Annotated in this window: 25 protein-coding genes; 11 read left to right on the top strand and 14 right to left on the bottom strand. The window is 73.7% G+C overall.

The genetic code is table 11. The features are described 5' to 3' along the window. The first annotated feature begins 42 nt into the window (after positions 1-42). A complete protein-coding gene (locus tag AC6JBM_RS32155; RefSeq protein WP_497977773.1) occupies positions 43-1,053 on the top strand; it encodes a TDT family transporter in 1,011 nt (336 codons plus the stop codon). Here AC6JBM_RS32155 and AC6JBM_RS32150 read toward each other — a convergent pair. From AC6JBM_RS32150 to AC6JBM_RS32140, 3 genes are all read right to left on the bottom strand, one after another. Beyond that, positions 1,022-2,440: an alkaline phosphatase PhoX gene (locus AC6JBM_RS32150; RefSeq protein ID WP_497977772.1), complete on the bottom strand. Its 1,419-nt coding sequence runs from the start codon at positions 2,438-2,440 to the stop codon at positions 1,022-1,024. The two genes, AC6JBM_RS32155 and AC6JBM_RS32150, sit on opposite strands and share 32 nt — an antisense overlap. Before the next feature lie 142 nt (positions 2,441-2,582). Further along, entirely contained in the window at positions 2,583-3,980 is a 1,398-nt protein-coding gene (locus AC6JBM_RS32145; protein WP_497977771.1) for an FAD-dependent oxidoreductase, read from the bottom strand. Between the two features lie 95 nt (positions 3,981-4,075). After that, positions 4,076-7,189: an ATP-binding protein gene (locus tag AC6JBM_RS32140; protein WP_497977770.1), complete on the bottom strand. Its 3,114-nt coding sequence runs from the start codon at positions 7,187-7,189 to the stop codon at positions 4,076-4,078. Between the two features lie 401 nt (positions 7,190-7,590). Between AC6JBM_RS32140 and AC6JBM_RS32135 the strand changes: the two genes are divergently transcribed. Beyond that, positions 7,591-8,739 carry an MFS transporter gene (locus tag AC6JBM_RS32135; RefSeq protein ID WP_497977769.1) on the top strand — a complete coding sequence of 383 codons (1,149 nt, stop codon included), beginning with the start codon at positions 7,591-7,593 and terminating at the stop codon, positions 8,737-8,739. A 172-nt stretch (positions 8,740-8,911) separates the two neighbouring features. Here AC6JBM_RS32135 and AC6JBM_RS32130 read toward each other — a convergent pair whose 3' ends face one another. The 4 genes from AC6JBM_RS32130 to AC6JBM_RS32115 all read right to left on the bottom strand — a co-directional run bounded on the left by AC6JBM_RS32130 (position 8,912) and on the right by AC6JBM_RS32115 (position 12,243). Next, positions 8,912-10,393: an MFS transporter gene (locus tag AC6JBM_RS32130; protein WP_497977768.1), complete on the bottom strand. Its 1,482-nt coding sequence runs from the start codon at positions 10,391-10,393 to the stop codon at positions 8,912-8,914. 323 nt (positions 10,394-10,716) lie between these two features. Further along, entirely contained in the window at positions 10,717-11,484 is a 768-nt protein-coding gene (locus AC6JBM_RS32125; RefSeq protein WP_497977767.1) for an alpha/beta fold hydrolase, read from the bottom strand. 34 nt (positions 11,485-11,518) lie between these two features. Continuing rightward, entirely contained in the window at positions 11,519-11,773 is a 255-nt protein-coding gene (locus tag AC6JBM_RS32120) for a sigma-70 family RNA polymerase sigma factor (protein ID WP_497977766.1), read from the bottom strand. A gap of 47 nt (positions 11,774-11,820) precedes the next feature. Continuing rightward, complete coding sequence (locus tag AC6JBM_RS32115; protein WP_497977765.1) at positions 11,821-12,243, bottom strand: DUF2000 family protein; 423 nt, start codon at positions 12,241-12,243, stop codon at positions 11,821-11,823. A 48-nt stretch (positions 12,244-12,291) separates the two neighbouring features. On the opposite strand from AC6JBM_RS32115, the gene AC6JBM_RS32110 reads away from it, so the two are divergent. After that, positions 12,292-13,080, top strand: a complete 789-nt coding sequence (locus AC6JBM_RS32110) for a helix-turn-helix transcriptional regulator (RefSeq protein ID WP_497977764.1) — start codon at positions 12,292-12,294, stop codon at positions 13,078-13,080. A gap of 45 nt (positions 13,081-13,125) precedes the next feature. Here the strand turns inward: AC6JBM_RS32110 and AC6JBM_RS32105 are convergent, their stop codons facing one another. Further along, positions 13,126-13,425, bottom strand: a complete 300-nt coding sequence (locus tag AC6JBM_RS32105) for a PadR family transcriptional regulator (protein ID WP_433085681.1) — start codon at positions 13,423-13,425, stop codon at positions 13,126-13,128. A 172-nt stretch (positions 13,426-13,597) separates the two neighbouring features. After that, positions 13,598-14,875, bottom strand: coding sequence for an ArgE/DapE family deacylase (locus AC6JBM_RS32100; RefSeq protein ID WP_497977763.1), 1,278 nt, complete (start codon positions 14,873-14,875; stop codon positions 13,598-13,600). 11 nt (positions 14,876-14,886) lie between these two features. Here AC6JBM_RS32100 and AC6JBM_RS32095 point away from each other — a divergent pair, with 11 nt between their 5' ends. After that, on the top strand, positions 14,887-15,633 hold the full coding sequence (locus AC6JBM_RS32095) for an endonuclease/exonuclease/phosphatase family protein (protein ID WP_497977762.1): 747 nt from the start codon (positions 14,887-14,889) through the stop codon (positions 15,631-15,633). Here AC6JBM_RS32095 and AC6JBM_RS32090 read toward each other — a convergent pair. The 3 genes from AC6JBM_RS32090 to AC6JBM_RS32080 are packed head-to-tail and all read right to left on the bottom strand — an operon-like array spanning position 15,554 to position 16,927. After that, the gene (locus tag AC6JBM_RS32090; RefSeq protein ID WP_497977761.1) at positions 15,554-15,991 is read right to left on the bottom strand and encodes a hypothetical protein; all 438 of its coding nucleotides are present in this window, start codon (positions 15,989-15,991) and stop codon (positions 15,554-15,556) included. The genes AC6JBM_RS32095 and AC6JBM_RS32090 overlap by 80 nt on opposite strands. Beyond that, entirely contained in the window at positions 15,988-16,191 is a 204-nt protein-coding gene (locus AC6JBM_RS32085) for a hypothetical protein (protein WP_350618294.1), read from the bottom strand. The genes AC6JBM_RS32090 and AC6JBM_RS32085 overlap by 4 nt, the downstream gene beginning before the upstream one ends. Positions 16,192-16,201: 10 nt before the next feature. Next, positions 16,202-16,927, bottom strand: coding sequence for a GGDEF domain-containing protein (locus AC6JBM_RS32080; protein ID WP_497977760.1), 726 nt, complete (start codon positions 16,925-16,927; stop codon positions 16,202-16,204). Positions 16,928-17,131: 204 nt separating this feature from the next. On the opposite strand from AC6JBM_RS32080, the gene AC6JBM_RS32075 reads away from it, so the two are divergent. Together AC6JBM_RS32075 and AC6JBM_RS32070 are read left to right on the top strand one after the other, a co-directional pair. Continuing rightward, positions 17,132-17,377 (top strand): DUF397 domain-containing protein, encoded by a 246-nt coding sequence (locus AC6JBM_RS32075; RefSeq protein ID WP_350618298.1) that lies wholly within the window; start codon positions 17,132-17,134, stop codon positions 17,375-17,377. A 148-nt stretch (positions 17,378-17,525) separates the two neighbouring features. Then, positions 17,526-18,413 (top strand): Sco1979 family transcriptional regulator, encoded by an 888-nt coding sequence (locus AC6JBM_RS32070; protein WP_497977759.1) that lies wholly within the window; start codon positions 17,526-17,528, stop codon positions 18,411-18,413. On the opposite strand, the gene AC6JBM_RS32065 is transcribed toward AC6JBM_RS32070, so the two are convergent. Then, positions 18,410-18,841, bottom strand: a complete 432-nt coding sequence (locus AC6JBM_RS32065) for a nuclear transport factor 2 family protein (protein ID WP_497977758.1) — start codon at positions 18,839-18,841, stop codon at positions 18,410-18,412. The genes AC6JBM_RS32070 and AC6JBM_RS32065 overlap by 4 nt on opposite strands. 157 nt (positions 18,842-18,998) lie before the next feature. On the opposite strand from AC6JBM_RS32065, the gene AC6JBM_RS32060 reads away from it, so the two are divergent. Beyond that, positions 18,999-20,504: a cellulose binding domain-containing protein gene (locus AC6JBM_RS32060; RefSeq protein ID WP_497977757.1), complete on the top strand. Its 1,506-nt coding sequence runs from the start codon at positions 18,999-19,001 to the stop codon at positions 20,502-20,504. After that, a complete protein-coding gene (locus tag AC6JBM_RS32055) occupies positions 20,501-21,937 on the top strand; it encodes a glycoside hydrolase family 10 protein (protein ID WP_497977756.1) in 1,437 nt (478 codons plus the stop codon). The genes AC6JBM_RS32060 and AC6JBM_RS32055 overlap by 4 nt, the downstream gene beginning before the upstream one ends. A 62-nt stretch (positions 21,938-21,999) precedes the next feature. Here AC6JBM_RS32055 and AC6JBM_RS32050 read toward each other — a convergent pair whose 3' ends face one another. Beyond that, positions 22,000-22,455 (bottom strand): DUF1203 domain-containing protein, encoded by a 456-nt coding sequence (locus AC6JBM_RS32050; protein ID WP_497977755.1) that lies wholly within the window; start codon positions 22,453-22,455, stop codon positions 22,000-22,002. 107 nt (positions 22,456-22,562) lie between these two features. On the opposite strand from AC6JBM_RS32050, the gene AC6JBM_RS32045 reads away from it, so the two are divergent. From AC6JBM_RS32045 to AC6JBM_RS32035, 3 genes are all read left to right on the top strand, one after another. Continuing rightward, the gene (locus AC6JBM_RS32045) at positions 22,563-23,000 is read left to right on the top strand and encodes a DinB family protein (RefSeq protein ID WP_497977754.1); all 438 of its coding nucleotides are present in this window, start codon (positions 22,563-22,565) and stop codon (positions 22,998-23,000) included. 41 nt (positions 23,001-23,041) lie between these two features. Next, a complete protein-coding gene (locus AC6JBM_RS32040) occupies positions 23,042-23,263 on the top strand; it encodes a hypothetical protein (RefSeq protein WP_497977753.1) in 222 nt (73 codons plus the stop codon). A gap of 126 nt (positions 23,264-23,389) precedes the next feature. Next, positions 23,390-23,635, top strand: coding sequence for a hypothetical protein (locus AC6JBM_RS32035; RefSeq protein ID WP_433615220.1), 246 nt, complete (start codon positions 23,390-23,392; stop codon positions 23,633-23,635). The last annotated feature ends 4 nt before the right edge of the window (positions 23,636-23,639 follow it).

Below are 23,639 nucleotides of genomic sequence, written 5' to 3'. Positions count from 1 at the left end.
CCCGGCTACCGGACCCCGCCCGGGACCGGCAGATTCGAGGCCATGGACAGAGCACCGTTGCGGCCGGGCGACTTCAGCGCGGTCATGGGTACCGGCATCGTCGCCAACGCCGCCGTCGCGCTGCCCGGCCACGTGCCGGGCCTGCACCCGGCCGCCACCGTCGTCTGGGTGCTCGCGTCCGCGCTGCTGGTGAAGGCGGTCGTGGACGCGGCCGGCCGCCCGATCGACCCCGCGACCGCCCCGGTGCTCGGCGCGCTGCCGATGGCGCTGATGACCGTCGGCGCCGGGACGCTGCTGTTCACGCCGCTGGTCGCGGTCGCCGTCGCGCTGTGGCTGGCCGGCACGCTGCTCGGCCTGGTGACCGCGGTCGCCGTGCCGCTGCTGCTCAGCGCCCGCCGCGACGCCGTCGTCACCGGCGCCTGGCTGATGCCCGTGGTGCCCCCGATGGTGTCCGCGGCCACCGGAGCGCCCCTCATCGCCCATGTCCCGGCATCGGTACGCCCCGACGCCCTGCTGTGCTGCTACGGGCTCTTCGGCATCAGTCTCTTCGCGGCCGTCGCGATCATCGCCCAGCTCTGGGGCCGGCTGCTGCACCACGGGCCGGGCGAGCCGGCGACGGTACCCACGCTGTGGATCGTCCTCGGCCCGCTCGGCCAGTCGGTGACCGCCGCGCACGCGCTGGCCGGGCCCGCGGGCACCGTCCTGTCCCCGGAGTACGGCCGCGGCGCCGAGGTCTTCGCCCTGCTCTACGGCGTGGCCGCGCTCGGCTTCGCCCTGCTGTGGCTCGCCTTCGCGGCGGCCGTGACCCTGCGCACCGCCCGGGCCCCGGGTGGCCTGCCGTTCACGCCGGCCTGGTGGGCGTTCACGTTCCCGGTCGGCACCTGCGTCACGGGCGCGGCCGGCCTGGCCCGCCAGACCGGCTCGCCCATGTTCGCGACCCTGGCGGTCGCCCTCTACGTGCTGCTCGTGGCCGCCTGGCTCACCGTCGCCGCCCGGACCGTGACCCGCGGCCGGCTCCGGCTCAGCGGCCCCCTGCGTGCCACGGCCCGGTGATCACGCAGGTCACGCCGGGGTACTGCACGTTGATGAACAGGTACTTGCCGTCCCCGGTGAACGCGGCCCCCGCGAGCTCGCTGGCCCCGGTCGGCCCCGGCTGCGGGAAGTCCTCCGGGTTCCAGTAGTGCAGGTCCAGGGGCTCGATCACCTGGGCCAGGTTGGCGACGAACCCGGACGGCGTGAGCACCCGCAGCCAGTTGTCCCCGCCGGCCTCGTCCTCGCCGTCGCCGTCCTCGGCGAGCAGCAGCATCCCGCTCGGCGAGACGGCGACCGTGTCCGGCTGGTTGAGCGTCCTCGGGTTGGGCGACTCGAACAGCAGCTGGAGCCTGCCGGTGTCGTGTGAGGTCGGCACGTACCGCCACACCTGCCCGTTCTCCCCGTCGCCGGCCTCGCTGGCCACGAACGTGACGCCGCCGTCCGACCACGCGGAGCCCTCGAGGCCCAGGAAGCGGCAGCCGCCCTTGGCTCGGCCCTGGGAGTACACGGAGCCCGGGTTCTCCTCGGCGTCGGACGGGTCCGGCTCGTCGATGTCGACCCAGTGGGTGTCGAGCACCTCGCCGACGCGCTGCCCGGTCGCCGTGTCGTAGGCCTTGTCGCCGGTGACGGCGAGCATCTGCAGCCGTCCGCCCGCGGCCAGCTGCCCGGGCCGGCGCGGCACGAACCGGTAGAACCCGTCGCCGGGGTCGCCGTTGTCCTCGGTCATGTAGACGATCCCGGTCCGCGGGTCGACCGGCGCGGTCTCGTGCTCGAAGCGGCCCATCGCCTTGAGCGGCACCGGCTCGACCGGGCCGCGCGCGGTGCCGGGGATCTCGAAGACGTACCCGTGCGGCTTCTCGAACCCGGCCTGGACGCCGTCCGTGGTCTCCTCGCACGACAGCCAGGAGCCCCACGGCGTCGCCGCCCCGCTGCAGTTGGACAGGGTGCCGTTGAGCACGAGGAAGCTTTCCACAAGCTTTCCGGAGCCGATGTCGTACAGCGAGGAGGTGCACCCCGCCGGCGCCGCCCGGTCGTAGGCGTTGCGCGGGCCGAGCGCCCGCCGCCCGGCGCCCGGGATGTCCAGGTCGATCTCGTGGTTGCGGATCAGCCGCACGCGCCCGCGTCCGGCGTCGAACACGGCCTGCCCGTCGTGGCACCCGGGCGTGGCCAGCCCGTCGCTCATCCGGGTCCCGGCCGCGCCGAACGTGCGGTAGGAGAACCCGGCGGGCAGGGCCAGCTCCTTGCCCGCCCGCCGTAAGGGCCCGTACCCGTCCCGCATTCCGGTGCCGGTCCGCTCGTCGCCGGGGCTCGCCGCGGCCGGGCCGGCGGCGAGGAACGCCCCGCCCAGTCCGCCGCCGACCAGCCCGAGGCCGGTCACGGCCAGCACGTCACGCCTGTTCAAGGTCATGGCGCACACACTCCTCCGAGACGCGTGACGGGATCGACGCGTGGCGGGTGAACATTCGGCGGTGACCGGAACCCTCACGGACGCCCAGGGAGGCGCGGGCGCGGCCGATCGTGGCCGCGCCCCGGTTCGCGCCCGCGTTCGGCTAGACCCGCCCGAGCAGCCGCAGCCGCAGCGCCCGCAGCACCACGCCCGGCTTGGCCAGCGCCGCCGGGTGCTGCTCCATCGCCGTCACGCTGTTGAGCCGCCGGCAGGTGGGCTCGTCCTTCATGGACGCGCGCAGCAGCAGGTCGCTGGCCCAGCGGATCACGCGGTACCCCCGCGGCTGCCCCGACGTGATGTGCGGCAGGCCCAGGTCGGCGAAGGTCGACACCTGCCACGCGGCGTCCACGATGACGCGGACCCTGTCGAAGTACGGCTTCGCGGGCGTCGTGGTGACGTCGGGCCCGGTCTGCAGCCACGCCGACAGGCACGACGCGTGCAGCGTGGCCGAGGTCATCCCCTGCCCGTACACCGGGTTGAACGACGCCACCGCGTCCCCGGCCGCGACCAGCCCGGCGGGCAGGCGCTCCAGCGTGTGGAAGTCGCGGCGGCGGCTGTCGGCCTGGTGGTACGTGATGACCCCGCCGATCATCCGCCCGTGCTCGGCGATGTCGCCGAACATCGACGGGAAGTACGCGCGGCAGCGCTGCGCGTACTCGGCGGCGTCGCGGGACGGGCGATCCTCGTCGTACCCGGCGACCAGCATCAGCCAGCGGTTGTCCTCCACCGAGAGCACCCCGCCGATGCGCGGGACCCGCCCGCCGCCCGGCGTCTCCTGGGTGATGACCACCCACGCGTCGCTGACCGACTCGTCGCGCTCGAACAGCGCCGAGGCGTAGTTGAGCTTGATCGGCATGCGCTGCATCGGCGCCCGCGGCCAGCCGTGCTCCTCCAGCCAGTCGTTGAGCCGGCTCGAGCGGCCCATCGCGTCGACGACGAGGTCCGCCGCGATCTCGGTGACCTCCTCGGCGCCCTCGGGCACGTACCGCACCCCGCGCACGGCCGACTCGGTGAACACGAGGTTCTCGGCCCGCCCGAAGACCATCGTCACGTTCGGCAGGTCCAGCACCCGCCGGCGCACCTGCGACTCCAGGAACGGCCGCGTGGTGATGAGGATCGGGCGCTGCGGGGGCGGGTCGGGCACCTCGCGGAGCCTGTTGTTGATGTACACCCGGCCGTCGGTGCGCCCGTAGTCCGGCGCCCCGGCCTCGACCGCGCCCTCGCTGAAGCCGGGGAACCAGCGGTCCAGCTGCGTCTGCCCGGCCGGCAGCAGGGCGTGCACCTGGGTGCCCTGCGGCACGCCGGGGCGGGGCCCGGTGCCCTCGGTCGGGTCGCGCTCGATGATGAGCACCTGCTCGGCGTGGTCGGACAGGACCCGCGCGGCCATGAGCCCGGCCATGCTGCCACCGAGCACGACCGCCTGCCGCATGAGGATGCGGGGCGGCCCGGGGGGTTCGGGCGTGCTGATCTCGGCGAATTGCTGCGCTGCTGACGGTGCCATGAAGTTGATGTTAAATGCTTCACTGCGAGAACGATCGATGGATTTGGACCGGCCCCGGTCTCATCGCGGATCGGTGGCCGCCCGGCTCCGCACCGTCACCGGGCATCGCCGCGCAGGCCCCCGGCATAGGCCGCGGCGAACGCGTCCGCGCCGAGGTGCTCCGTCGCGGCCGCCGCGGTGCGGGTCACGTCCGGGTCGCCGGCCACCGCGGTGCCGCGCAAGGCCGTGGCGCGGCCCAGGAGCCGGGCGGCCTCCCGCGCGTCGCCGGTCAGCACGGCGTGGCCCGCGCGGCCCTCGAGCACGTCGGCGAGGCTCGACGCGAGCGGGGCCCGCTGCGCCGCCGCCCACGCCTCGTCGTGCCGCCGGGCGGCGTCGCCGAGACGGTGCTCCGCCTCGGCCAGGCGAGCCTGGGCGGTCAGGACGCTCGCGCGGACGTAGACGGCGCCGGGGTCGCCCGGGCGGGTCTCGTGCCCGGCGCGGCTCAGGTGCGCGGCGGCCGCCTCCAGGTCGCCGCGGTGGCGGGCGACCTCGGCCAGGCCCAGCTCCGCGGACGGCGAGCCGGCCGCGCGGCGGAAGTCGGCCTCGGCCGCGGCCGGATCGCCCTGGCGGAGGTGGTCGAAGGCGCGGCGGCACAGGACGTCGGCGGCCTCCTGCACCGCGCCCAGCGCCTCCAGGGCGGTCAGGGCGGCGGCCCACCGCTCGTGCGCGAGGGCGTGGTCGCCGCGCCAGGAGGCGAGGTGGGCCAGCCAGTCCAGGGCCTGGGCGATGCCCCAGCGCTCGCCCAGCGAGCGGAACCGGGCCAGGACGTCCAGCAGCTGCGTCTCGTCGGGGTGGCCGCCGAGGACCGCCAGCAGGGCCAGCCCCAGGTCCTGCAGCGCCTGGTTCCAGGGGTCGCCGGAGAGGATGACCGGGTTCGGGTCGGGGCCGACGCCCGGCACGCGCACCATGCCCCACACCGCGGCGCCGAACGGATGGCGCAGCGGGCGGTCGAGGGCGGCCATCACCTCGCCCGCGCGGCGGCGGTGCTCGGTGGAGGCGTGCGACTCGGCGTGGACCACGCAGCTGACGTACTCCTCCTCCAGGCCCTCGATCGGGCCGTCCAGCAGCGCGGCCGCGATCGGGGCGACCTCGTGGCGGCGGCCGGCCAGCCACCAGTACGCGGCCAGGGCGGCGGTCAGGCGCATCGCCGCCGGCCGGTCGGCGGCCGCGGACCAGCGCAGCGCGGCCATGAGGTTCTCGTGGTCGGCGGCGAGGGCCGCGAGCCACGTGAGCTGCTCGGCGCGGCGCAGATGCGGGTCGGCCTCCCGGGCGACCGCGAGGAAATACTCGGCGTGGGCGCGCTGGAGCCGGTCCCGCTCCTCGGCCGGGAGCCGTTCGCGGCAGAACAACAGGATCGTTTCGAGCATCCGGTACCGCCCGTCGCGCGCGACCAGCAGCGAGCGATCGACCAGATCGGCGAGGGTGTCCTCCTCGATCCCGCACACGGCGAGCGCGGCGTTGCGGCTCGCGCCGCCGGCGAACACGGAGAACCGCGCCGCGGCCGAGCGCTCCCCGGCGCCGAGCAGCCGCCAGCTCCAGTCGACGACGGCGTGCAGGGTGCGGTGCCGGTCGGCCGCGGTGCGGTCCCCGCGCGAGAGCAGCGCGAAGTGCTCGTGCTGCGCGAGGCGCGCCGCCAGCTCGGCGAGGTCGAGCTGGCGGAGCCGGGCCGCGGCGAGTTCGATGGCCAGCGGCAACCCGTCCACGAGCGCGCAGATCCCGGCGACGTCCGCCGCGTTGCCGGGCCCGACCGCGAAGCCCGGGCGCACGGCGGCGGCCCGCTCGGCGAAGAGCGCGACGGCCGGGTCGGCGGGCAGCGGCCCGACCGGCACCAGCGCCTCCCCGGTGAGCCCGAGCGGCTCCCGGCTGGTGGCCAGGATGGTCAGGCGCGGGCACCCGGCGAGCAGCGCCCGGGCGAGCGCGGCGCAGGCCGCGAGCGCCTGCTCACAGTTGTCGAGCACGAGCAGCAGCTCCTGCTCGCCCACGGCGTTGACGATGAGCCGCACGGGATCGGTCGCGGCCGCGGGCGCGAGCCCGCCGTCGCGCAGCCCGAGCGCGGCCGCCACCGCGTGCGGTACGGCCTGCCGGTCGGACGCGGCTTGCCTGTCGGAGACGGCTTGCTTGTCGTACACGGCTTCCCCGTCGGACGCGGCTTCCCCGTCGGACGCGGCTTGCCGGTCGGACGCGGCTTGCCGGTCGGACGCGGCTTGCCGGTCGGACGCGGCTTGCCGGTCGGACGCGGCTTGCCGGTCGGACGCGGCTTGCCGGTCGGATGCGGCTTTCCCGTCGTGCACGGTGGAGAGGTCGGCGAAGCAGGCGCCCGCCGTGGCGACCTCGACGGCGAGGCGGGTCTTCCCGGCGCCGCCCGGCCCGACGAGCGTGACGAGCCGGGCGTCCCGCAGCGCGGCGATCCGCTCCAGCTCGGCCCCGCGCCCGACGATGCGGGTGAGCGGCGCCGGAGCCCCCCGCCGGGCCGGGCCCGCCGGTTCGGGCCGCAACAGCCGCAGGTGTACGGCGCTGAGCTCGGCCGACGGATCGGTCCCCAGCTCCTCGGCGAGCAGCCGCCGCCCCTGGTCGAACACCTCGAGCGCCTCCGCCGTGCGCCCACCGGCGTGCAGGGCCCGCATCAGCTGGGCCCGCAGCCGCTCCCGGAACGGATGCTCGGCGACGAGCCGGCGCAGGGGCCCGACGGGGGTGCCCTCGGCCAGCCCGAGCTCGGCCTCGACGAGGTCCTCGACGGCGGCGAGCCGAGCCTCCTCGAGCGGCACCGCCTGCGCGGCTCCGGCCAGGTCGCTCAGGGCCGGGCCGCGCCACAACGCCAGCCCGGCGCGCAGGACGGCCGCGGCGCCGCGCCCGTCGCCCGCCGCGAGCCGTTGCCGGCCTTCCCGCGCCAGGGCGCCGAACCGGTGGGCGTCGACGTCCTCGGGGTCGACGTCGATGCGGTAGCCGCCGGCGACGAACTCGACGAGACCGCCGGGCAGCGCCTTGCGCAGCCGGGAGACCTGGGCCTGCAGCGCGTTGGGACTCTCGCCGCCGAGCCGCTCCAGGGGGACGACGTGGCCGGCTTCGAGCAGCAGCAGGGTGAGCAGCGCCCGAGGCTTGGGACCGCCGACCGCGACGGCGTTGCCGTCGTCATCGAGGACTTCGAGCGGCCCCAGGATGCCAAAACGCATGCCACATTCTCGAACAACCCCGCCGCGGCCCCGCCACCCGCCCGATCGGCACCCCACGGGGCGCCCGGCCACGTCACGACTCGCTCCGGCGCGCTCCGCCTGTCGGCGACGTCCGCGTGAGCCGCCCCGCCCCGCCCCGCCCCGCCCCGCCCCGCCCCGCCGCGCCGCGACTCTCCCCGGCGACGCGCGTGAGCCGCCCGGCCCCGCCGCGGCCGCGATGCCGTTCGCGGTTCCGCGACGCCCGCGTGAGTCGCGAGGCCTCGCCGCGGCTCGGGTCCCACGTGACGGCGGCGGTCTTGAGGACGTCAACGTTTGACGGCGGCGGTGTTGGCGGCGGTCGGTTTTTTCGCGACGCGGAATTAGGGTGCGCGCGGTGGCCGCGGGCAGGGTAGCGTGCGCTGGTGCCAGTTCAGCTCCGCCGTGCGCGCGTCGCCGGGTGCCTGTTGTTCCTGCTCTTCGGCGGCACCCTCGGGGCGTGGACGTCCCGGGTGCCCGCGATCAAGCACGGGCTGGGCCTGGACGACTGGCGGCTGAGCGTGGCGCTGCTCGGCCTGGCCGCGGGCGCCATCGTGGGCCAGCTGGGCGCGGGCCGGCTCGTGGACCGGTTCGGCAGCGTGCGCGTCGCGACCCCGGCCGCGCTGCTGGAGGGGGCGCTGCTGCTCCCCGCCGCCTACGCTCCGTCGCTGCCGCTGCTCACCGTCGCGCTGCTCGTGTTCGGCGTCAACCACGGCATCCTCAACGTGTCCATGAACGCCAACGCGCTGGGGGTGCAGCGGGCGTACGGCCGGCCGATCATCTCCTCGTTCCACGCCGTCTACAGCATCGGCGGGTTCGCCGGCGCCGCGCTCGGCGGGCTGTGCGCGCAGCTGGGCTGGTCGCCGCGGGGCACGTTCCTGCTGGTCGCCGCGCTGGCCGTCGGGCTCGCGGCGTGGGCGCTGCGCTGGCTCGCGCCCGAGCCCGAGGCGGACGCGACCGGCGACGTGAGCACCGGGCGACTCGACGGGGTGTACCTCCTGGGCGCCCTGGCCTTCTGCGCCCTCGTCGGCGAGGGCGCCGCGGCCGACTGGAGCGCCGTCTACCTTCGCGACAACCTGGGCGGCACCGCTGGGTTCGCGGCCGCCGGGTACGCGGCGTTCGCCATCGCCATGACCGCCGGCCGCCTGGTCGGGGACCGCCTGACGGTGCTGCTCGGGCCGGCGAACCTGGTCCGCCTCGGCGGGCTGCTGGCGGCCGCGGGTCTGGGGGTGGCGCTGCTGATCGACGAGCGGTACGCGGGCGTGGCCGGCTTCGCCTGCCTCGGCGCCGGGCTGTCCTGCGTGGCCCCGCAGGTGTTCTCGGCCGCGACCGCGCGCAATCCGTCGCAGCCGGCGCGGGCGTTGTCGGTCGCGGTGAGCATGGGATACGCGGGCTTCCTGGCCGGCCCGGTGCTGATCGGCGCGGCGACCCAGGCCGTGCCGCTGCCGGTGGCCCTGGCCCTGCCCGCCCTGCTGGCGCTGCTCGTCGCCGCGAGCGCCGCCGCCGTGCGCACCCCGGCCCTCGACCGGAGCTGACCGCCACCGGCACGGCTTCACGCCGCCCGCGCGGTCGCCACGGTGCCGGGCCGGATGCCGCCGGTGCCGGGCCGGATGCCGCGGTGCCGGCCGATGGCCACGGCGGCGAGGCCGTGCCGGCGCCCGCGCTGCGCGTGCTCCTGACCGGTCGCCGGGGCTGCTGCTCCGTGCGTCAGCGCTCGTGCTCCTGGTCTCCGGGAATGTCGCCGGGAATGTCGCCGGGCGCGCCTCGCTCCCCGGCCGGGGCCGTGCGCTGCCGGTGGGCCGCGACCACATCGATCGTCGCGGCGATCAGGGCGGCCACGACGAAGGCGATCGTCACGAGCAGCGAGGCCTGGAAGGCCCGTGCCCAGTTGTTGTCGTGGTTCGCCAGCTGGTTGAAGAACACGGCGCCGACGGCGGCGATGCCGACCGCGGTACCGATGCGCTGGCCGGTCTGGAGCACCGCGCCCGCGCTGCCGGCCCGGCGGACCGGGACCTCGGCCAGGGTCAGCGTCTGGTTTGGGCTGATCACCAGGCCGCTGCCGATTCCGGCGACGAGCAGCGGCATCGCGGTGGCGAACCCGGCGCCGTGCCCGGGCACCAGGTGCAGCGCGTAGACCGTGCCGCCGAGGCCGCCGACCACCAGGAGCAGGCCCGCGACGACCAGGGGCCGGCCGAAGCGGTTCACGGTGCGGCCGCCGGCGGCCGAGGCGACCGCGGAGCCCAGCGCGAACGGGATGGTGGCCAGGCCGGCCTCCAGCGCCGAGTAGTGCAGGCCGCTCTGGAGCAGCAACGTGTACGTGAAGAAGATCGAGGTGAAGCCGCCGAAGTAGCACAGGCCCAGCAGCGAGCCCAGGCCGTAGGAGCGGACCCGGAACAGGTCCAGGTCGATCACCGACGTACCGCGGCGGCCGAAGTGCCGCTCCCAGGCCACGAACCCGGCGAGCACGGCGACGGCCGCCACCGCCAGCAGCCACTTCACCGCGCCGTGCCACTCGCGTTCCTGCACGAGCGGCAGCAGCAACAGCATGACGCCGATGCCCAGCAGCACGACGCCGATCGGGTCGAGCGTCTCGCGCTGCCCGGGCTCCTCCCGCCCGGGAATCCACTTCGCGGCCAGCACGATCGCGACGATGCCGATCGGCAGGTTGATGTAGAAGATCCAGCGCCAGCCCTCGGACGCCCCGAAGATCTGGATCAGCAGGCCGCCCAGCAGGGGACCCACGGCGGTGGATACTCCGACGGTGGCCCCCAGGAGCCCGAACGGCCTTCCCCGCTCGGCCGGCGCGAAGAGCTGCTGGATCAGCCCGGAGACCTGGGGATTCACGACTCCGGCCGCGGCTCCCTGCACCAGCCGCGCCACCACCAGCCAGAGCGCCGTGGTGGCCAGCCCGGCGGCGGCGCTGGCCAGCGTGAAGGCGGCGAGCCCGGCGATGAACACATTGCGCCGGCCCCGCGCGTCCCCGAAGCGGCCGGCGGGCACGAGCAGCAGGCCGAACGTGAGCGCATAGCCGGACAGCACCCACTGCAGGGCGCCGGAGCTGAGTCCCAGGTCGGACCGGATCGAGGGCAGCGCGACGTTGACGATGCTGACGTCGAGCAGCGTCATGAAGCCGGCCACCAGCACTACGCTGATGGCGCGCCATCGACCGGGTGCGGAGTCGCCGCTCATCGCTTGCCCGTTCCCGAGCGGGTTCGGCGCAAACCTTCACCTCCGGCGGGTGGGGTGCGCTTGTGTCGGCTCCGCGGGGGTGCGTTTGCCATTTCCGACTTCATGAGGGACATGAGGGACAGGGGCGCCTCCGGCGGGGGCTCTGGGTGCCGATGGGGGTGTTGCCCCACCGTGTACCCGTCGCCCACACCTAGGGGAACATGCCGAAGCCGGGGCCGCCTAGCGTTGGTGCCTTTCCTGCGGGGCCGTACTCACTAGGGCAGCCCCGGCTTCGGCATGTTGCGGTCGCTGTGGGCGACGGGTACACGGTGGGGCTGGGAGTTTCAGCCGGTGGTGGTGCGCGTCATCCACTCCGTCAGCAGGGCCTCGAAGAGCTCTGGCTGCTCGAACTGCAGGTTGTGGCCGGCCACGTCCAGGACTGCGAACGTTGCCCTCGGATAGTGGGGGAGCAGTGCGTATTGGTCCTCGTAGCCGGTTGTGCTGTCCTGCCGGCCGCACAGGATCAGCGCCGGCCTCGTGAACGGGGGGCCTGACTCCGGCTCCGTCGACAGGGCGTAGCGGCGCAGGATGCGGGCCAGGGTGGCCTCGTCGGCCGCGTCCAGGCCGGGCTGCACCTCGGCCTTGAAGCGCTCGTAGGCCGCGGCGGTGCGCACCACGGCCATCTCGGTGAAGCCGGGGTCGGCGTCCAGGTCCGGGTCGATGCGCAGGGTCGCGTGCTCGGGCACGGTGCGCTTGGCGTGCTCGACCGCGGTGCCGATCGAGCAGATCAGGGCCAGGCCTCGCACCTGGTCCGGGCGGCGGCTCGTCACCGCGCGGCCCAGGTAGCCGCCGTAGGACTCGCCGATCAGCAGGAACGGCTCGGTGCCGATGTGCTCGGTGACGAAGGCGTCCAGGGCGGCCAGCACGTCGTCCGACGAGTCGATGCCGTCGCCGGGCGTGCGGCCCATGCCGGGCAGGTCCGGATACAGGCGACGGTAGCCCGGTATCCGGTCGAAAATCGGCTCCAGGCAGCCGAGCATCAGGCGGTGGTCGGGCGTGAAGCCGTGCACCGCCAGGACAGGAACTCCGTAACCGCGCTCCACGAAGTACATGCCGGCATCCTGGCACCCGGGTACGACAAAAAATTCAGAGCCCGGCCCGCGCCGCCTGTGTGCGCAGCGTGGCCAAGGCGCGTGCGGACTGGCTCTTCACCGTGCCGGTGCTGCAGCCCAGGGTCCGGGCGGTCTGCTCGATGGAGAGGTCGCAGACGTAGCGGAGCACCAGCACGGCCCGGCGGCCCGGGGGGAGGCGGTCGAGCAGGTCGCGCACCGGCAGCCGCTCGATGATCGCGTCGGGGGCGGCCTCCGGCGGGAGCTGGAGGTGCAGGGGAGTCGTGTCCATGGGAGGAAGGATCGGTGTCGTCGCTGACGTACCGCTGAAATGGCACGTCAGCCGTGCAGTCGCGCGCCCTTGAGGATCTTGTCGACGGCGTTCCTCGGGCCGTGGACCGCCAGGCCGGCCAGGGACAGCGCCTGCCTCGGCACGGCTCGCACCGCGGCCCGGTTGTCCTCGTCGTTGCCGGTCTTGAACAGCTCGTCGGTGAAGATCGCGCAGGCCACGGGCCGATCCAAGGCCCGATCCAAGGCCCTCGCGTGGGCCTGCCGCAGCAGCGCCGCGCCGCCCTCGAAGATCATGACCGGCTGGCCGAGCATCGGCAGGTACCGCGTGCCGTCCGCGTCCTCGTAGTCCTCGCCGAGCAGGCCGGGCTCGGTGCCGGCGACTCCGGAGATCACGAAGGCGGTCACGTTCAGGCGCTGCCAGGTCGGCAGGTCGTCGCGCAGCAGGACGGCGATCTTGGTGGTGAAGGTCATGGGCCGAGCCTTGCCGCCGCGGCGGTCCGTGGCTTGTACGTTGTGCACGTGGGCGTCGAAGTTGTGGCCGCGTGGCGGCCCCGGGTGCCCGGGGTGGCCGAGGTCTTCCACGCGCACTTCGTCGATCACGCGTACCCGCCGCACGTCCACGACGTCTGGACGCTGCTGATCGTGGACTCCGGGGCCATCCGGTTCGATCTCGACCGGCACCGGCGCGGGGCGGCCGGGTCCTCGGTGACCCTGCTGCCGCCGCTGGTGGCGCACGACGGGCGCGCGGCGACCCACGACGGGTTCCAGAAGCGGGTCGTCTACCTGGACTTGTCGGTCCTGCCGTCCGGCCTGGCCGGCGCGGCCGTCGACGCGTCCGGCCTGCGTGACGCGGCGCTGCGGCTGCGCATCCATCAGCTGCACGAGGCGCTCGGCCGGGCCGGTGAGGAGCTCGAGGCGGAGAGCCGGCTGGCGCTGATCCGGTCGCGGCTGCTGGCGCACCTCGACCGGCGGCACCGGGAGGACCCGGCCCGGCCCCGGCGGCTGGCCGAGGGGCTGCGGGAGCTGCTCGAGGACCGGCTCGCCGAGGGGATCACGCTGCGGGAGGCCGGTCTGCTGCTCGGGAGCCATCCCGGGCATCTGGTCCGGACCTTCACTGACGCGTTCGGGCTGGCGCCGCACCGGTACCTCGTGAGCCGGCGGATCGAGCTGGCCCGCCGGTTGCTGCTGGCCGGACGGAAGCCGGCCGAGGCCGCGGCCGAAGCCGGGTTTCACGACCAGGCGCACCTGCATCGGCACTTCAAGCGCCACGTCGGGGTGACGCCCGGGGTCTTCGGCGCCCGGCGCTAGCGGCGCGGCTGCTGCCCCACCGTGTGCACGGTGGGGCCGGCGCTTCTACGCGGCAGCCTCGCCGGAGGCCAGGTGCAGTCTTCGGTCGGCCGCGGCCGCGTTCCGGTGCAGGCGCAGGGTCTCGGCGCTCAGCAGGTCCCGGCCGATGCCGCTGAGCCGGTAGTAGCGGCGCAGTCGCGACGCCACGACCTCCTCGCGGTCCACCTCGATCAGGCCGTCGGCTCTGAGGCGGTCCAGGATGCCGTAGAGGGTCCCGGCCTGCAGGCGCACCCGGCCCTCCGAGATGCGCCGGACATCGTCGAGGATGCTGTAGCCGTGCTGTGACTCGGCTGCCAAGGCGGTCAAGACCAGGAACGTCGGTTCGCGTAACGGTAAGCCAGTCATACCCATCACTATATGAAGACCATCGATATATGCAATCAACCGATCGGATGGCCGACCCGGCTTTTTAGTTAACTGTCTTAACAGCAACGGGTCAATGGCTCCGCACCCTCGAATGCTCGAACTCTCGAAAGAATTACGCTGCGTGGCCAACCTTCAGCGCTAGGTGTACCAGCGTCTCGGCGCAGGCGTGGACCTGTTCCAGACTGACGCGCTCGTCCGGGCAGTGGCCGTAGCCGACGCCCGGGCCGAACTGGACGGACGGGACGCCGGCGGCGGTCAGCAGGCGCAGGTCGGAGCCGTACGGGGCGCCCACCACGGCCGGCTCGGCGCCCGTCAGCGTCCGATGCGTCTCCACGACCCGCTGCACCAGGCCGGTGCCGTCGGGGCAGCGGCCGCTGGCGAACTGCCCGCCCCACCACTCGACGGTCACGGGGTGCTCCCGCAGCCACGGGTCCTGCGCGCACGCCTCGGCCACCGTGGACTCGAACTCGGCCCGGGCGCTGTCCACCGGCTCGTCCAGCGCGACGCCGAAGCGGCCCTCCGCGACCAGGAGGTCCGGCACCGTCGAGGCCCAGTCGCCCGACCGGACCGTCCCCACCTCCAGCGGGTAGGCGATGTCCCACCGGCGCATCATCGGGTCCACCCGGCGATTCCGGGTGGCCTCCAGCGCCCGCAGCACCGGGAAGATCAGCTGGAACTTCTCCACCGCGCTGACGCCGGACGTCCGGGCGCAGGCGTGGGCGGCCAGGCCGGGCACCCGCAGGCGGAAGGTCAGGGCGCCGCCGTTCGCGGCCAGCACGTCCAGGGCCGTGGGCTCGGTGATCACGCAGGCGTCGGCGCGCCATCCGCGGTCCAGGGCCGCGTAGGTGCCCAGGCCGCCGTCCTCCTCGCCGATCACGGCGGCCAGCAGCAGGTCGCCGCGCGGGCGGGTGCCGGTGCGGTGGATGGCCAGGAACGCGTGGAGCGCGGCGACGAATCCGCCCTTCATGTCGCAGGCGCCGCGGCCGTAGGCGTGGCCGTCGCGGATGTCGCCCGACCACGGCGAGGTGGACCAGGTGCCGGGATCTCCCGGGGGTACCACGTCCAGGTGGCCGTTCAGCATCAGCGACCCGGCGTCCGGGTCCGTTCCGCCGATCCGCGCGACCAGGCCCCAGGCCTCGGCCCGCGCCACCTCCATGCCCGGGAAGTCCGCGCGGGACTCCAGCTCCGGCACCGGGATCCGCCACAGGTCCAGCTCGACGCCCTCGGCCCGCAGGAGGTCCGCCACGCGGTGGACGATCTCGCTTTCCTCGGGCGTGCCGCCCACACTGGGGATCCGGATGAGGTCGGTCAGGGTGCGGGTGGCCTCGGCGCGGGCGTCGCGCAGGGCGTCCGTGGCTGCTTGCACGGCCGGCTGTACTGCATGATTCACGAGGGCACGATATGTCGCTGACGCTCATGACGTACAACATCAAACTCGGCGGCGCCGGGCGGCTGGAGCAGATCGGGCGCGTGATCGCGGCGCAGTCGCCGGATGTCGTCGCGGTGCAGGAACTGCGCGGGGAGCCGGATCTGGGCGCGTTGACCGGCATGCGGCCGGTCGTGGCGCGCTCGTGGCGGGGGCAGCCGGTCGGGCTGCTGGTCGCGCGGCACCTGCGGGTGCTCGGCGCCGGGCGGATCGCCCGGCCGTTCTTCCACGCGGCGGCCTGGGTGCGGGTCGCCACGCCGCTCGGGCCGCTGACGCTCGTGTCCGCGCACCTGTGCCCCTACTGGGGCCGGGTGCGCCTCGCCGAGGCGGGATGGCTGGCCGCGTTCCTGCGGCGGCGGGGCGAGGGCGTGCTGCTGGGCGACCTCAACACGCTCGACCCCTGGGACTCGCACGAGGCGCGGCTGTCGGCGCTGGCACCGCAGTACCGCCGCCGCCACCTCGTTCGCGGACGGCCCGACGTGCGCGCGACGGCGCTGCTGGCCCGGCGGGGGCTCGTGGACCTCTTCCGCCGGTGCGGCTCGGGGGCGGGCTGGACGGTGCCGACCTCCGGCGGCGGGGGCGCCGAGTTCACGCGGATGCGGCTGGACTACCTGTGGGCGACGCCGGCGAGCGCCGCCCGCTTCACCGAGTGCCGCGTCGTGACCGGCGCTGCGGCGGAATCCGGTTCGGACCACTACCCGGTGGTGGCCCGGGCAGCGTAGAGACCTGGGCGGCGGCGGCCTGGGCGGCCGTGCCGCTGGTGCGGGGGTCGATCTGCTGGCGGGCCGGCGGGCGGCGCCGGTCGCCGCCCAGCGGGGGGTTCGCCACCCAGCGGATGACCGGGCCCTGGCCGGGCGCCGGGGTCCAGCCGAGGAAGCGCTGCCAGAGCTGCTCGGCCCCGAACTGGCGCAGGTCCTCGGCCGCGTCGGCGACCCGCAGGGCCATGAGGGTGCGCAGCTCGGCCGGATTGTCCGCGTACTCGGCGACGAGCTGGGCCCGCTTCGCCGCGCACGGCCACGGGTCGGCACATCCCGTGCACCGCCACTCGGGGCGGGCCGGCATGTGGGCCGCGGACGTCACCCAAGGCTCCCGGGCCGGACGACCTCGAGGCGGCGCAGGGCGTAGACGAGCACCGAGTTGCGGGCCGTCACGTATTCGTCGCACGGCCACGGGCGGCCGCAGTCGCGGCACAGCTCGCCGCGCTTGAGCTTGGCGGCCAGCCACCCGCGCGGGCGCGGCTGGTGACGGCGGCGCTGGCGGACGAGGTCTGGGAGCTCCATTGCGAATCCTTCACGTCGCCGTGGACGGACGGGGGGAGGTGGTGTCGCGGGGCTTGCCGATGCGAAGCGTGGTGTGCACCAGGTGCTGGTGGTCGCCGAGGCGGGCGGCCGCGTGCACGGTGAGCGGGGGCGCGGCCGCGTGGGTGCGGCGGCGGGTGCCCTTGGAGCGGTACATGGCCGCGTCGGCGCGGTGCACGGCGTCGGCGAGGTGTGCGTCGGGTTCGACGGGGACGAGCCCGACGGACACGCTCACGGTGACGACCTGGCCAGCCAGCCGCATCGGGGCCGCGAGGGCCTCGGCGAGCCGGTCGGCCTGCTCCTGCGCGCTGCCGGAGCCGCCGGGGAGCAGGCCCGCGAACTCGTCGCCGCCGAGCCGGGCCACCAGCCCGCCGTCGGTGTACGCGTTCAGGCGGCGGGCCGTCGTCACGAGCACCTCGTCGCCGGCGGAGTGTCCGAACACGTCGTTGATCTGCTTGAACCCGTCGACGTCGAGGACGACGGCGACCAGGGGGTGCTGCCCGCGGTCGGCGACCAGCACGGTGCCGCGCTGGTAGAAGGCGCGGCGGTTGGGCAGGCCGGTGAGCGGGTCGTGGCTGGCCGCGTGGCGCTCGATCTCGAGCTCGGCGCCGAGCCGGGCCGCGAGGCGCTCCGCGCGTCGCGCGCGCACGTAGAGAGGGAGAGCCGCGCACGCCCCAGCCGCCGCGGCCGCGCCGGCCATGAAGGCGAGGGGATCCATGCGCTCGTCCCTTCAGATCGCAGCTGGGGAAGTCACCCGATCATTTGGGTCCGAATGTCTGGTTTTGATCACCTGCTGTGAGCGACCCCTGACATCCGCACATGCGCTAGCATGCGCTTTATCGGCTGCAGAAGCAAGAGCCGATGCACGTGCAGATGCCGGGTGCTTGGTGAACTTTCAGCCAAGGTCGTCAGAGAGATGTCGATGGAGCAGACGTACAACGGGATGCCGGCCGGCCACCTCCCCGGTGTGACCTGGCAGAAGAGCCGCCGCAGCAACCCCAGCGGCAACTGTGTCGAGCTGGCCCGCCTGCCCGGGGGAGCCGGGTTCGCCATGCGGAACTCGCGCGACCCCGAGGGGCCGGCGCTCATCTACACCTACGAGGAGATCGCCGCCTTCCTCGGCGGCGCCGGCGACGGTGACTTCGACAATCTGTTAGCGGCTGAGTAATCCGCGCACGAAGATCGAGCAGGCTCGCCGCCGCCGTCCCGAGCGAGCCCACTCCCGCTTACTGTCGGGTCATGGCATGCTTACTCCGGTCGCGGGGGAGGCTCGCGGCTCGCGACTGTTCGACCATGACGGTCCCGGAGGCAGCACGGTGACGACCGGTCTAACTGAAGGAGGAGCGTCCGGAGGCCCAACGGTCCTCCGGATGCTGCTGGGCGCCCATCTGCGGCGCCTGCGCGAGGCTCAGGGGGTGACCCGGGAGGACGCCGGCTGGGAGATCCGCTCGTCGGAGTCGAAGATCAGCCGGATGGAGCTCGGCCGCGTCGGCTTCAAGGAGCGCGACGTCGCCGACCTGCTCTCCCTCTACGGGGTCGACGACCCCGAGGAGCGCTCGCGCCTCCTGGCGCTGGCCCGTGACGCCAACAACCCGGGCTGGTGGCACCGCTTCGGCGACGTGCTGCCCAGCTGGTTCCACTCCTACCTCGGGCTCGAGGCGGCCGCGGCGCTCATCCGCACCTACGAGGTGCAGTTCGTGCCGGGGCTGCTGCAGACGCAGGAGTACGCCCGCGCGGTCGTCCTGCTCGGCCACGGCCGGGCCAAGGAGGACGAGATCGAGCGGCGGGTGGAGCTGCGCATGCAGCGCCAGCAGATCCTGCACCGGCCGGACCCGCCGAAGCTCTGGATGGTCGTCGACGAGGCCGCGCTGCGCCGCCCGATCGGCGGCAACGACGTCATGCGCGCGCAGATCGAGGCGCTGCTGGAGATCAACAACACGCTGCCCAACGTGCGCCTGCAGGTCATCCCGTTCAACGCGGGCGGCCACGCGGCGGCCGGCGGCGCGTTCACGCTGCTGCGCTTCCCCGACGACGACCTGCCCGACGTGGTCTACATCGAGCAGCTGACGTCGGCGCTCTACCTCGACAAGCGCGACGACGTCGACCTCTACGCGGAGGCGATGGAGCGGCTGTGCGTCGAGGCCCGCCCGCCCATGGACACCTCGAAGATCCTCGAGGACATCCGCAAGGACCTCGACTCCTAGAACGCTCGGCCGCCCAGGGTCGCGACGAGCTCCGGCAGGCGGCCGAGGGCCCGTGCGCCCGCGATCGGGTCGGCGTAGTCGCGGGTGTGGGCGATCAGCCCGTCCTCGAGCGTCATCACCATCGCGAACCGGAGCACGAAGCGCTCGCCGGTGGCGTGCATCAGACCATTGACGTCGTACTCCACGACGACGGTCGAGCCGTCGGCGCACTCGTGCACGCGCACGTTCGACAGGTCCGTGTAGCGGCGCACCGCCGTGCCGGCGCGGAAGCGGGTCCGCAGCTCCTCCCGCGTCGTCTCCAGCCGGGCCGGCATGAGCCCGGGCACGGCGAACGGCATCTCGATGACCACGCGCTCGGCGTAGCAGTCGGCGAGGGCTCCGGGGTCGGGTGAGACGACGGCGGCCAGGAATCGATCGACAAGCTCCATGGAAACGGAGCATACGCTCCGAATCGCATCGGTGGAAATTTCAGCCCTCGTCTCGGACAACGGGGACAAACGTGTCGAAGCGCTTGACTGCCCCGGGGTGCGGCGAAGGATGGGAGCGCTTCCAACCGCCATCCGAGAAGCTTCCCAAGGAGCCCACATGCGGTACCGCACAACCACCCTGGCGGTGGCCGGCGGCCTGCTGCTCGCGTCGGCCGGGGCGGTCCTGCTGCCGACCTCGGCACAGGCCGCCGCGGGCTGTCAGGTCACGTACACCACCAGCGACTGGCCCGGCGGCTTCACGGCCGCCATCACCGTCAAGAACCTCGGCGACGCCGTGTCGTCGTGGACCCTCGGCTGGACCTTCGCCGCCGGGCAGCACGTCGACCAGGGCTGGTCGGCGACCTACACCCAGTCCGGCGCGAACGTGACGGCCGCCAGCCTGTCGTACAACGGCGCCCTCGCCACCGGCGCGAGCACCAGCATCGGCTTCAACGGATCGTGGACCGGCTCCAACCCGAAGCCGGCCGCCTTCACGCTCAACGGCGTCACCTGCAACGGCACCACGACGAACTCCCCGAGCCCGTCGAAGAGCGCCTCGGCCAGCCCGTCGGTGTCCCCGTCCGTGTCCGTGTCGCCGCCGCCGGCCGGGGCCGCCCCGAAGCTCAAGGTGAGCGGCAACAAGCTGGTCACGAGCACCGGGTCCACGTACCGGCTGCTGGGCGTCAACCGCTCCGGCGGCGAGTTCGCGTGCATCCAGGGCAACGGCATCTGGGACGGGCCGATGGACCAGGCCTCCATCACCGCGATGCGCACCTGGAAGATCCGCACCGTGCGGGTGCCGCTGAACGAGGAGTGCTGGGTCGGCACGAGCAACGTGCAGGCGGCCTACGGCGGGGCCAACTACCAGAACGCGGTCAAGGCCTACGTCAACCTCCTCGTCAGCAACGGCATCACGCCGATCGTGGAGATGCACTGGAACTACGGGCAGTACACCGGCCCGTCGGCCGGCTGCTCCGACGTCAAGGCGACCTGCCAGAAGCCGATGCCGGACGCGCAGTACGCCCCGAGCTTCTGGACCGGCGTCGCCAACGCCTTCAAGGGCAACGACGCGGTCATCTTCGACCTGTTCAACGAGCCGTACCCGGAGCGGGCCACCGGCAGCGCGAGCACCGGCTGGGCCTGCTGGCGCGACGGCGGCACCTGCAACGGCATCGGCTACTCGGTCGCGGGCTTCCAGTCGCTGGTCAACGCCGTGCGCGCGACGGGCGCCACGAACGTCATCATGATCGGCGGCCTGGCGTACTCCAACGACCTCACGCAGTGGCTGCAGTACAAGCCGACCGACCCGCAGAACAACATCGCGGCGTTCGCGCACATCTACAACTTCAACACCTGCTCCAACACCTCCTGCTACGACAGCCAGCTCGCCCCGGTGGCGGCCCAGGTGCCGCTGTCGCTGACCGAGATCGGCGAGAACGACTGCTCGCACGGCTTCGTCGACACGCTCATGAACTGGGCCGACGGCAAGGGGATCGGCTACCTCGGCTGGACCTGGAACACCTGGGACTGCTCGAGCGGCCCGTCGCTCATCAGCAACTACAACGGCACCGCGACCGCGTTCGGCCAGGGCATCAAGGATCACCTCGCGGGGGTTTCGTCATGAGACGCGCACTGATCGCCGGCGCGGCCGCGCTCGTGGCCGCCGGCACCTTCACGTTCGTCATCACCCGGGCCGAGGCGGCGACGCAGACCCTGCAGTCGCTCGCCGCGGCCGGCGGCCGGTACTTCGGCTCCGCCACCGACAACCCGGAGCTGACCGACACCGCCTACACCGCGATCCTCGGCGGCGGCGAGTTCGGCCAGACCACCCCGGGCAACGCGATGAAGTGGGACAGCACCGAGCCGACCCAGAACTCCTTCAGCTTCACCAAGGGCGACGCGGTCATCACGTTCGCCCAGGCGCACAACATGAAGGTCCGCGGGCACACCCTGCTGTGGCACAACCAGCTGCCCGGCTGGGTCTCGCAGCTGCCCGCGGCCCAGGTGCAGGCGGCGATGGAGAACCACATCACCCAGGTCGCCGCGCACTACAAGGGCAAGGTCTTCGCCTGGGACGTCGTCAACGAGCCCTTCAACGACGACGGCACGTTCCGCAGCACCTCGCCGTTCTACACGGCGATGGGCAGCGACTACATCGCCGACGCGTTCCGCACCGCCCGCGCGGCGGACCCGGACGCGAAGCTCTACATCAACGACTACAACACCGACGGCCAGGGCGCCAAGGCCGACGCGATGTACAACCTCGTCAAGACGCTCAAGGCCCAGGGCGTGCCGATCGACGGCGTGGGCTTCCAGGCGCACCTGGCGATCCAGTACGGCTTCCCGACCAACATGCAGGCGAACCTGCAGCGCTTCGCCGACCTCGGCGTCGACGTGGCGATCACCGAGCTGGACGTGCGCATGGTCCTGCCGCGGGACGCGACCAAGGACGCCACCCAGGCCACGTACTACAACAACGTGGTGAAGGCCTGCGTGGCGGTGACCCGCTGCGTCGGCATCACGATCTGGGACTACACCGACAAGTACTCGTGGGTGCCCTCGACGTTCTCCGGCCAGGGCGCGGCGCTGCCGTGGGACGAGAACCTGGCGAAGAAGCCGACCGCCTACAACGCGATCGTGACCGGCCTCGGCGGCACGGTGTCCTCGGCCTCGCCGTCGGTCACGTCCGCGTCCCCGTCCGCGTCTCCGTCCGTGTCGCCGTCCAAGTCGGTGTCCCCGTCCGCGTCGCCGTCGGCGAGCGCCTCCACCAGCCCGCCGCCGGCCGGCGCCTGCACGGCGACGTACAAGATCGTCGGCAGCTGGCCGGGCGGGTTCCAGGGCGAGGTGAGCGTGGCCGGGACCAAGCCCGGCTGGACGGTCAAGTGGACGTTCGCCAACGGCCAGACGATCAGTCAGCTCTGGGGCGGCACGGTGAGCCAGTCCGGGGCGAGCGTGACCGTCACCCCCGCGTCGTGGAACGCCACCCCGCCGGCCACGTTCGGCTTCCTGGCGTCGTGGAACGGCACCAACGCCGTGCCGGCGGTGACCTGCTCATAACGTGCGTGCATGATCCTCGGGCCCCGGTCGCTCGCGACCGGGGCCCGAGGTGACCGGCCCGTTCAGCGGGTCACCGTGAACATGTAGCAGCCGTAGGCGATGTTGCGGCTGTCGACGCGCACGACCTCCGGATGCGCCAGGATGTCGGCCAGCTCGGCCTCGGGGTTCGTGCCGTCGTGGGTGCGGGTCGACGGGTGGATCCAGCCGCGGGCGTCGTAGGCCCGCAGGACCTGCGGGCGGCCGCGCCAGCCCTCGGGGTAGCCGGTCGCCGCCGGCCCCGCGCACGGCTCGGCGTGGGCGAAGACGGCGCCCAGTTCGCGGTAGGGACTGTCCGGCGGCAGCTTCGGGTCGAACCCGAACAGCAGCAGGCGCTCGCCCGGCTCGGCGTCGCGCAGGCAGCAGCGCACGGGCTCGCCGCCCTCGGCCGGCCACGGCTCGGGCGCGTTGCCGGAGGCGTCGCGGCCGGTGCGGCGAACGGATTCCAGGGTCTCGGCGTCGATCGCGTGAACAGTGAACATGCCCTCAGCGTGCCCCCGTGAAACGCTGTGCGCTGGCGGGAATCGGCCCTCGCGTCAGGGTCTAGTTGATCATGCGGGACGGTGCCGTGGTCCGTACCGTGGAGTGGGTGGAGCGGGTACCCCTGGACGAGAACGCCGCGGCGCGGCAACGGCTGACTGCACTCATCGAATCCCTCGGCGACGAGGGTCTACGCAAACCGGTGACGCCCGGCTGGAGCGCCGCGACCGTGCTGGCGCAGCTCGCCTTCTGGGACCGCTGGGCGCTCACGCTCGTGCGCCGCTGGCGCTCCGGGCACCTGCCGCCGCCGACCGTGCCGCAGTGGTACGACGACGCCATCAACGACACGCTGCTGCCGGCCTGGCAGGCGCTGCCGGGCCCGGTCGCGGCGCGGCTGGCGCTCGCCGCCGCCGAGGAGGCGGACCTGGAGATCCGCAAGGCCGAGACCCCGGTGGTGGCCGGGATCCTGGCCGCCGGCCAGGCGAACCTGCTGCACCGGCACGTGCCGCGCAACGCCGCCCTGGACCGCATCGAGGCGGCCGGTTAGGGGACAGCTCCGGCGCCCGGGATCCTGCATACTCGGACGCCGTGAGCAGCGATCCCTTCGAGAGCCTGGACCCCGAGTGGGCCCGGGACGTCGAGCGCCGTGCCGTGCGCGCGGCCCGTGTGCAACGCGTGCGGCGCGGCCTGCGCCCGCCCCGCCGGCGGGGCCTCGGCCCGACCGGGAAGCTGCTGCTGATCGGCGTGGTGGCCGCGGCCGCGGTGCTGGTGTCCTTCGGCGCGTCCTACTTCCTGCCGGGCGGCCCGTAGCGGAGGCCGGGCGGTCCGGAGCGGAACCCGGGCGGCCCGGAGCGGGTGGCCTGCAGCGCAGGGTGAAAGGGCGGATCACCCGTTTCTTCGCGGACCGGTCACGCCGCCCGTCGGCACGATCTGCGCATGTTGCGTCTCGATCCAGACAGCGTTCTCGTCACCACTGCCGCCGAGTTGCAGACCCGGCACCTGGAGCGGGATCCCGACGACCCCTCGCGGTGCGGGGCCTGCGGGGCGCTGCTGCCCTGCCCCGTCGAGGCGGCCGCCGCGCTCGTGTGCCGGGCCGGGGGACTGTGGCTCGAGGGTGACACGATCGTGGACGCGCTCGAGCCGCCGACGCAGCTCCTGGCGATCATTCCGGCCGAAGTCTGAGATG

The sequence above is a fragment of the Dactylosporangium thailandense genome, from assembly GCF_059739745.1.
Note: the sequence above shows the minus strand (reverse complement) of the source record. Positions and strands in the feature narration are given on the sequence as shown.

Coding starts and splice junctions, on each gene's coding strand:
- AC6JBM_RS32150 (WP_497977772.1), bottom strand. CDS start 2,440: ATGACCTTGAACAGGCGTGACGTGCTGGCCGTGACCGGCCTCGGGCTG.
- AC6JBM_RS32080 (WP_497977760.1), bottom strand. CDS start 16,927: ATGGATCCCCTCGCCTTCATGGCCGGCGCGGCCGCGGCGGCTGGGGCG.
- AC6JBM_RS32145 (WP_497977771.1), bottom strand. CDS start 3,980: ATGGCACCGTCAGCAGCGCAGCAATTCGCCGAGATCAGCACGCCCGAA.
- AC6JBM_RS32120 (WP_497977766.1), bottom strand. CDS start 11,773: ATGGACACGACTCCCCTGCACCTCCAGCTCCCGCCGGAGGCCGCCCCC.
- AC6JBM_RS32085 (WP_350618294.1), bottom strand. CDS start 16,191: ATGGAGCTCCCAGACCTCGTCCGCCAGCGCCGCCGTCACCAGCCGCGC.
- AC6JBM_RS32055 (WP_497977756.1), top strand. CDS start 20,501: ATGAGACGCGCACTGATCGCCGGCGCGGCCGCGCTCGTGGCCGCCGGC.
- AC6JBM_RS32065 (WP_497977758.1), bottom strand. CDS start 18,841: ATGGAGCTTGTCGATCGATTCCTGGCCGCCGTCGTCTCACCCGACCCC.
- AC6JBM_RS32060 (WP_497977757.1), top strand. CDS start 18,999: ATGCGGTACCGCACAACCACCCTGGCGGTGGCCGGCGGCCTGCTGCTC.
- AC6JBM_RS32140 (WP_497977770.1), bottom strand. CDS start 7,189: ATGCGTTTTGGCATCCTGGGGCCGCTCGAAGTCCTCGATGACGACGGC.
- AC6JBM_RS32130 (WP_497977768.1), bottom strand. CDS start 10,393: ATGAGCGGCGACTCCGCACCCGGTCGATGGCGCGCCATCAGCGTAGTG.
- AC6JBM_RS32075 (WP_350618298.1), top strand. CDS start 17,132: ATGGAGCAGACGTACAACGGGATGCCGGCCGGCCACCTCCCCGGTGTG.
- AC6JBM_RS32095 (WP_497977762.1), top strand. CDS start 14,887: ATGTCGCTGACGCTCATGACGTACAACATCAAACTCGGCGGCGCCGGG.
- AC6JBM_RS32050 (WP_497977755.1), bottom strand. CDS start 22,455: ATGTTCACTGTTCACGCGATCGACGCCGAGACCCTGGAATCCGTTCGC.
- AC6JBM_RS32155 (WP_497977773.1), top strand. CDS start 43: ATGGACAGAGCACCGTTGCGGCCGGGCGACTTCAGCGCGGTCATGGGT.
- AC6JBM_RS32115 (WP_497977765.1), bottom strand. CDS start 12,243: ATGACCTTCACCACCAAGATCGCCGTCCTGCTGCGCGACGACCTGCCG.
- AC6JBM_RS32125 (WP_497977767.1), bottom strand. CDS start 11,484: ATGTACTTCGTGGAGCGCGGTTACGGAGTTCCTGTCCTGGCGGTGCAC.
- AC6JBM_RS32035 (WP_433615220.1), top strand. CDS start 23,390: ATGTTGCGTCTCGATCCAGACAGCGTTCTCGTCACCACTGCCGCCGAG.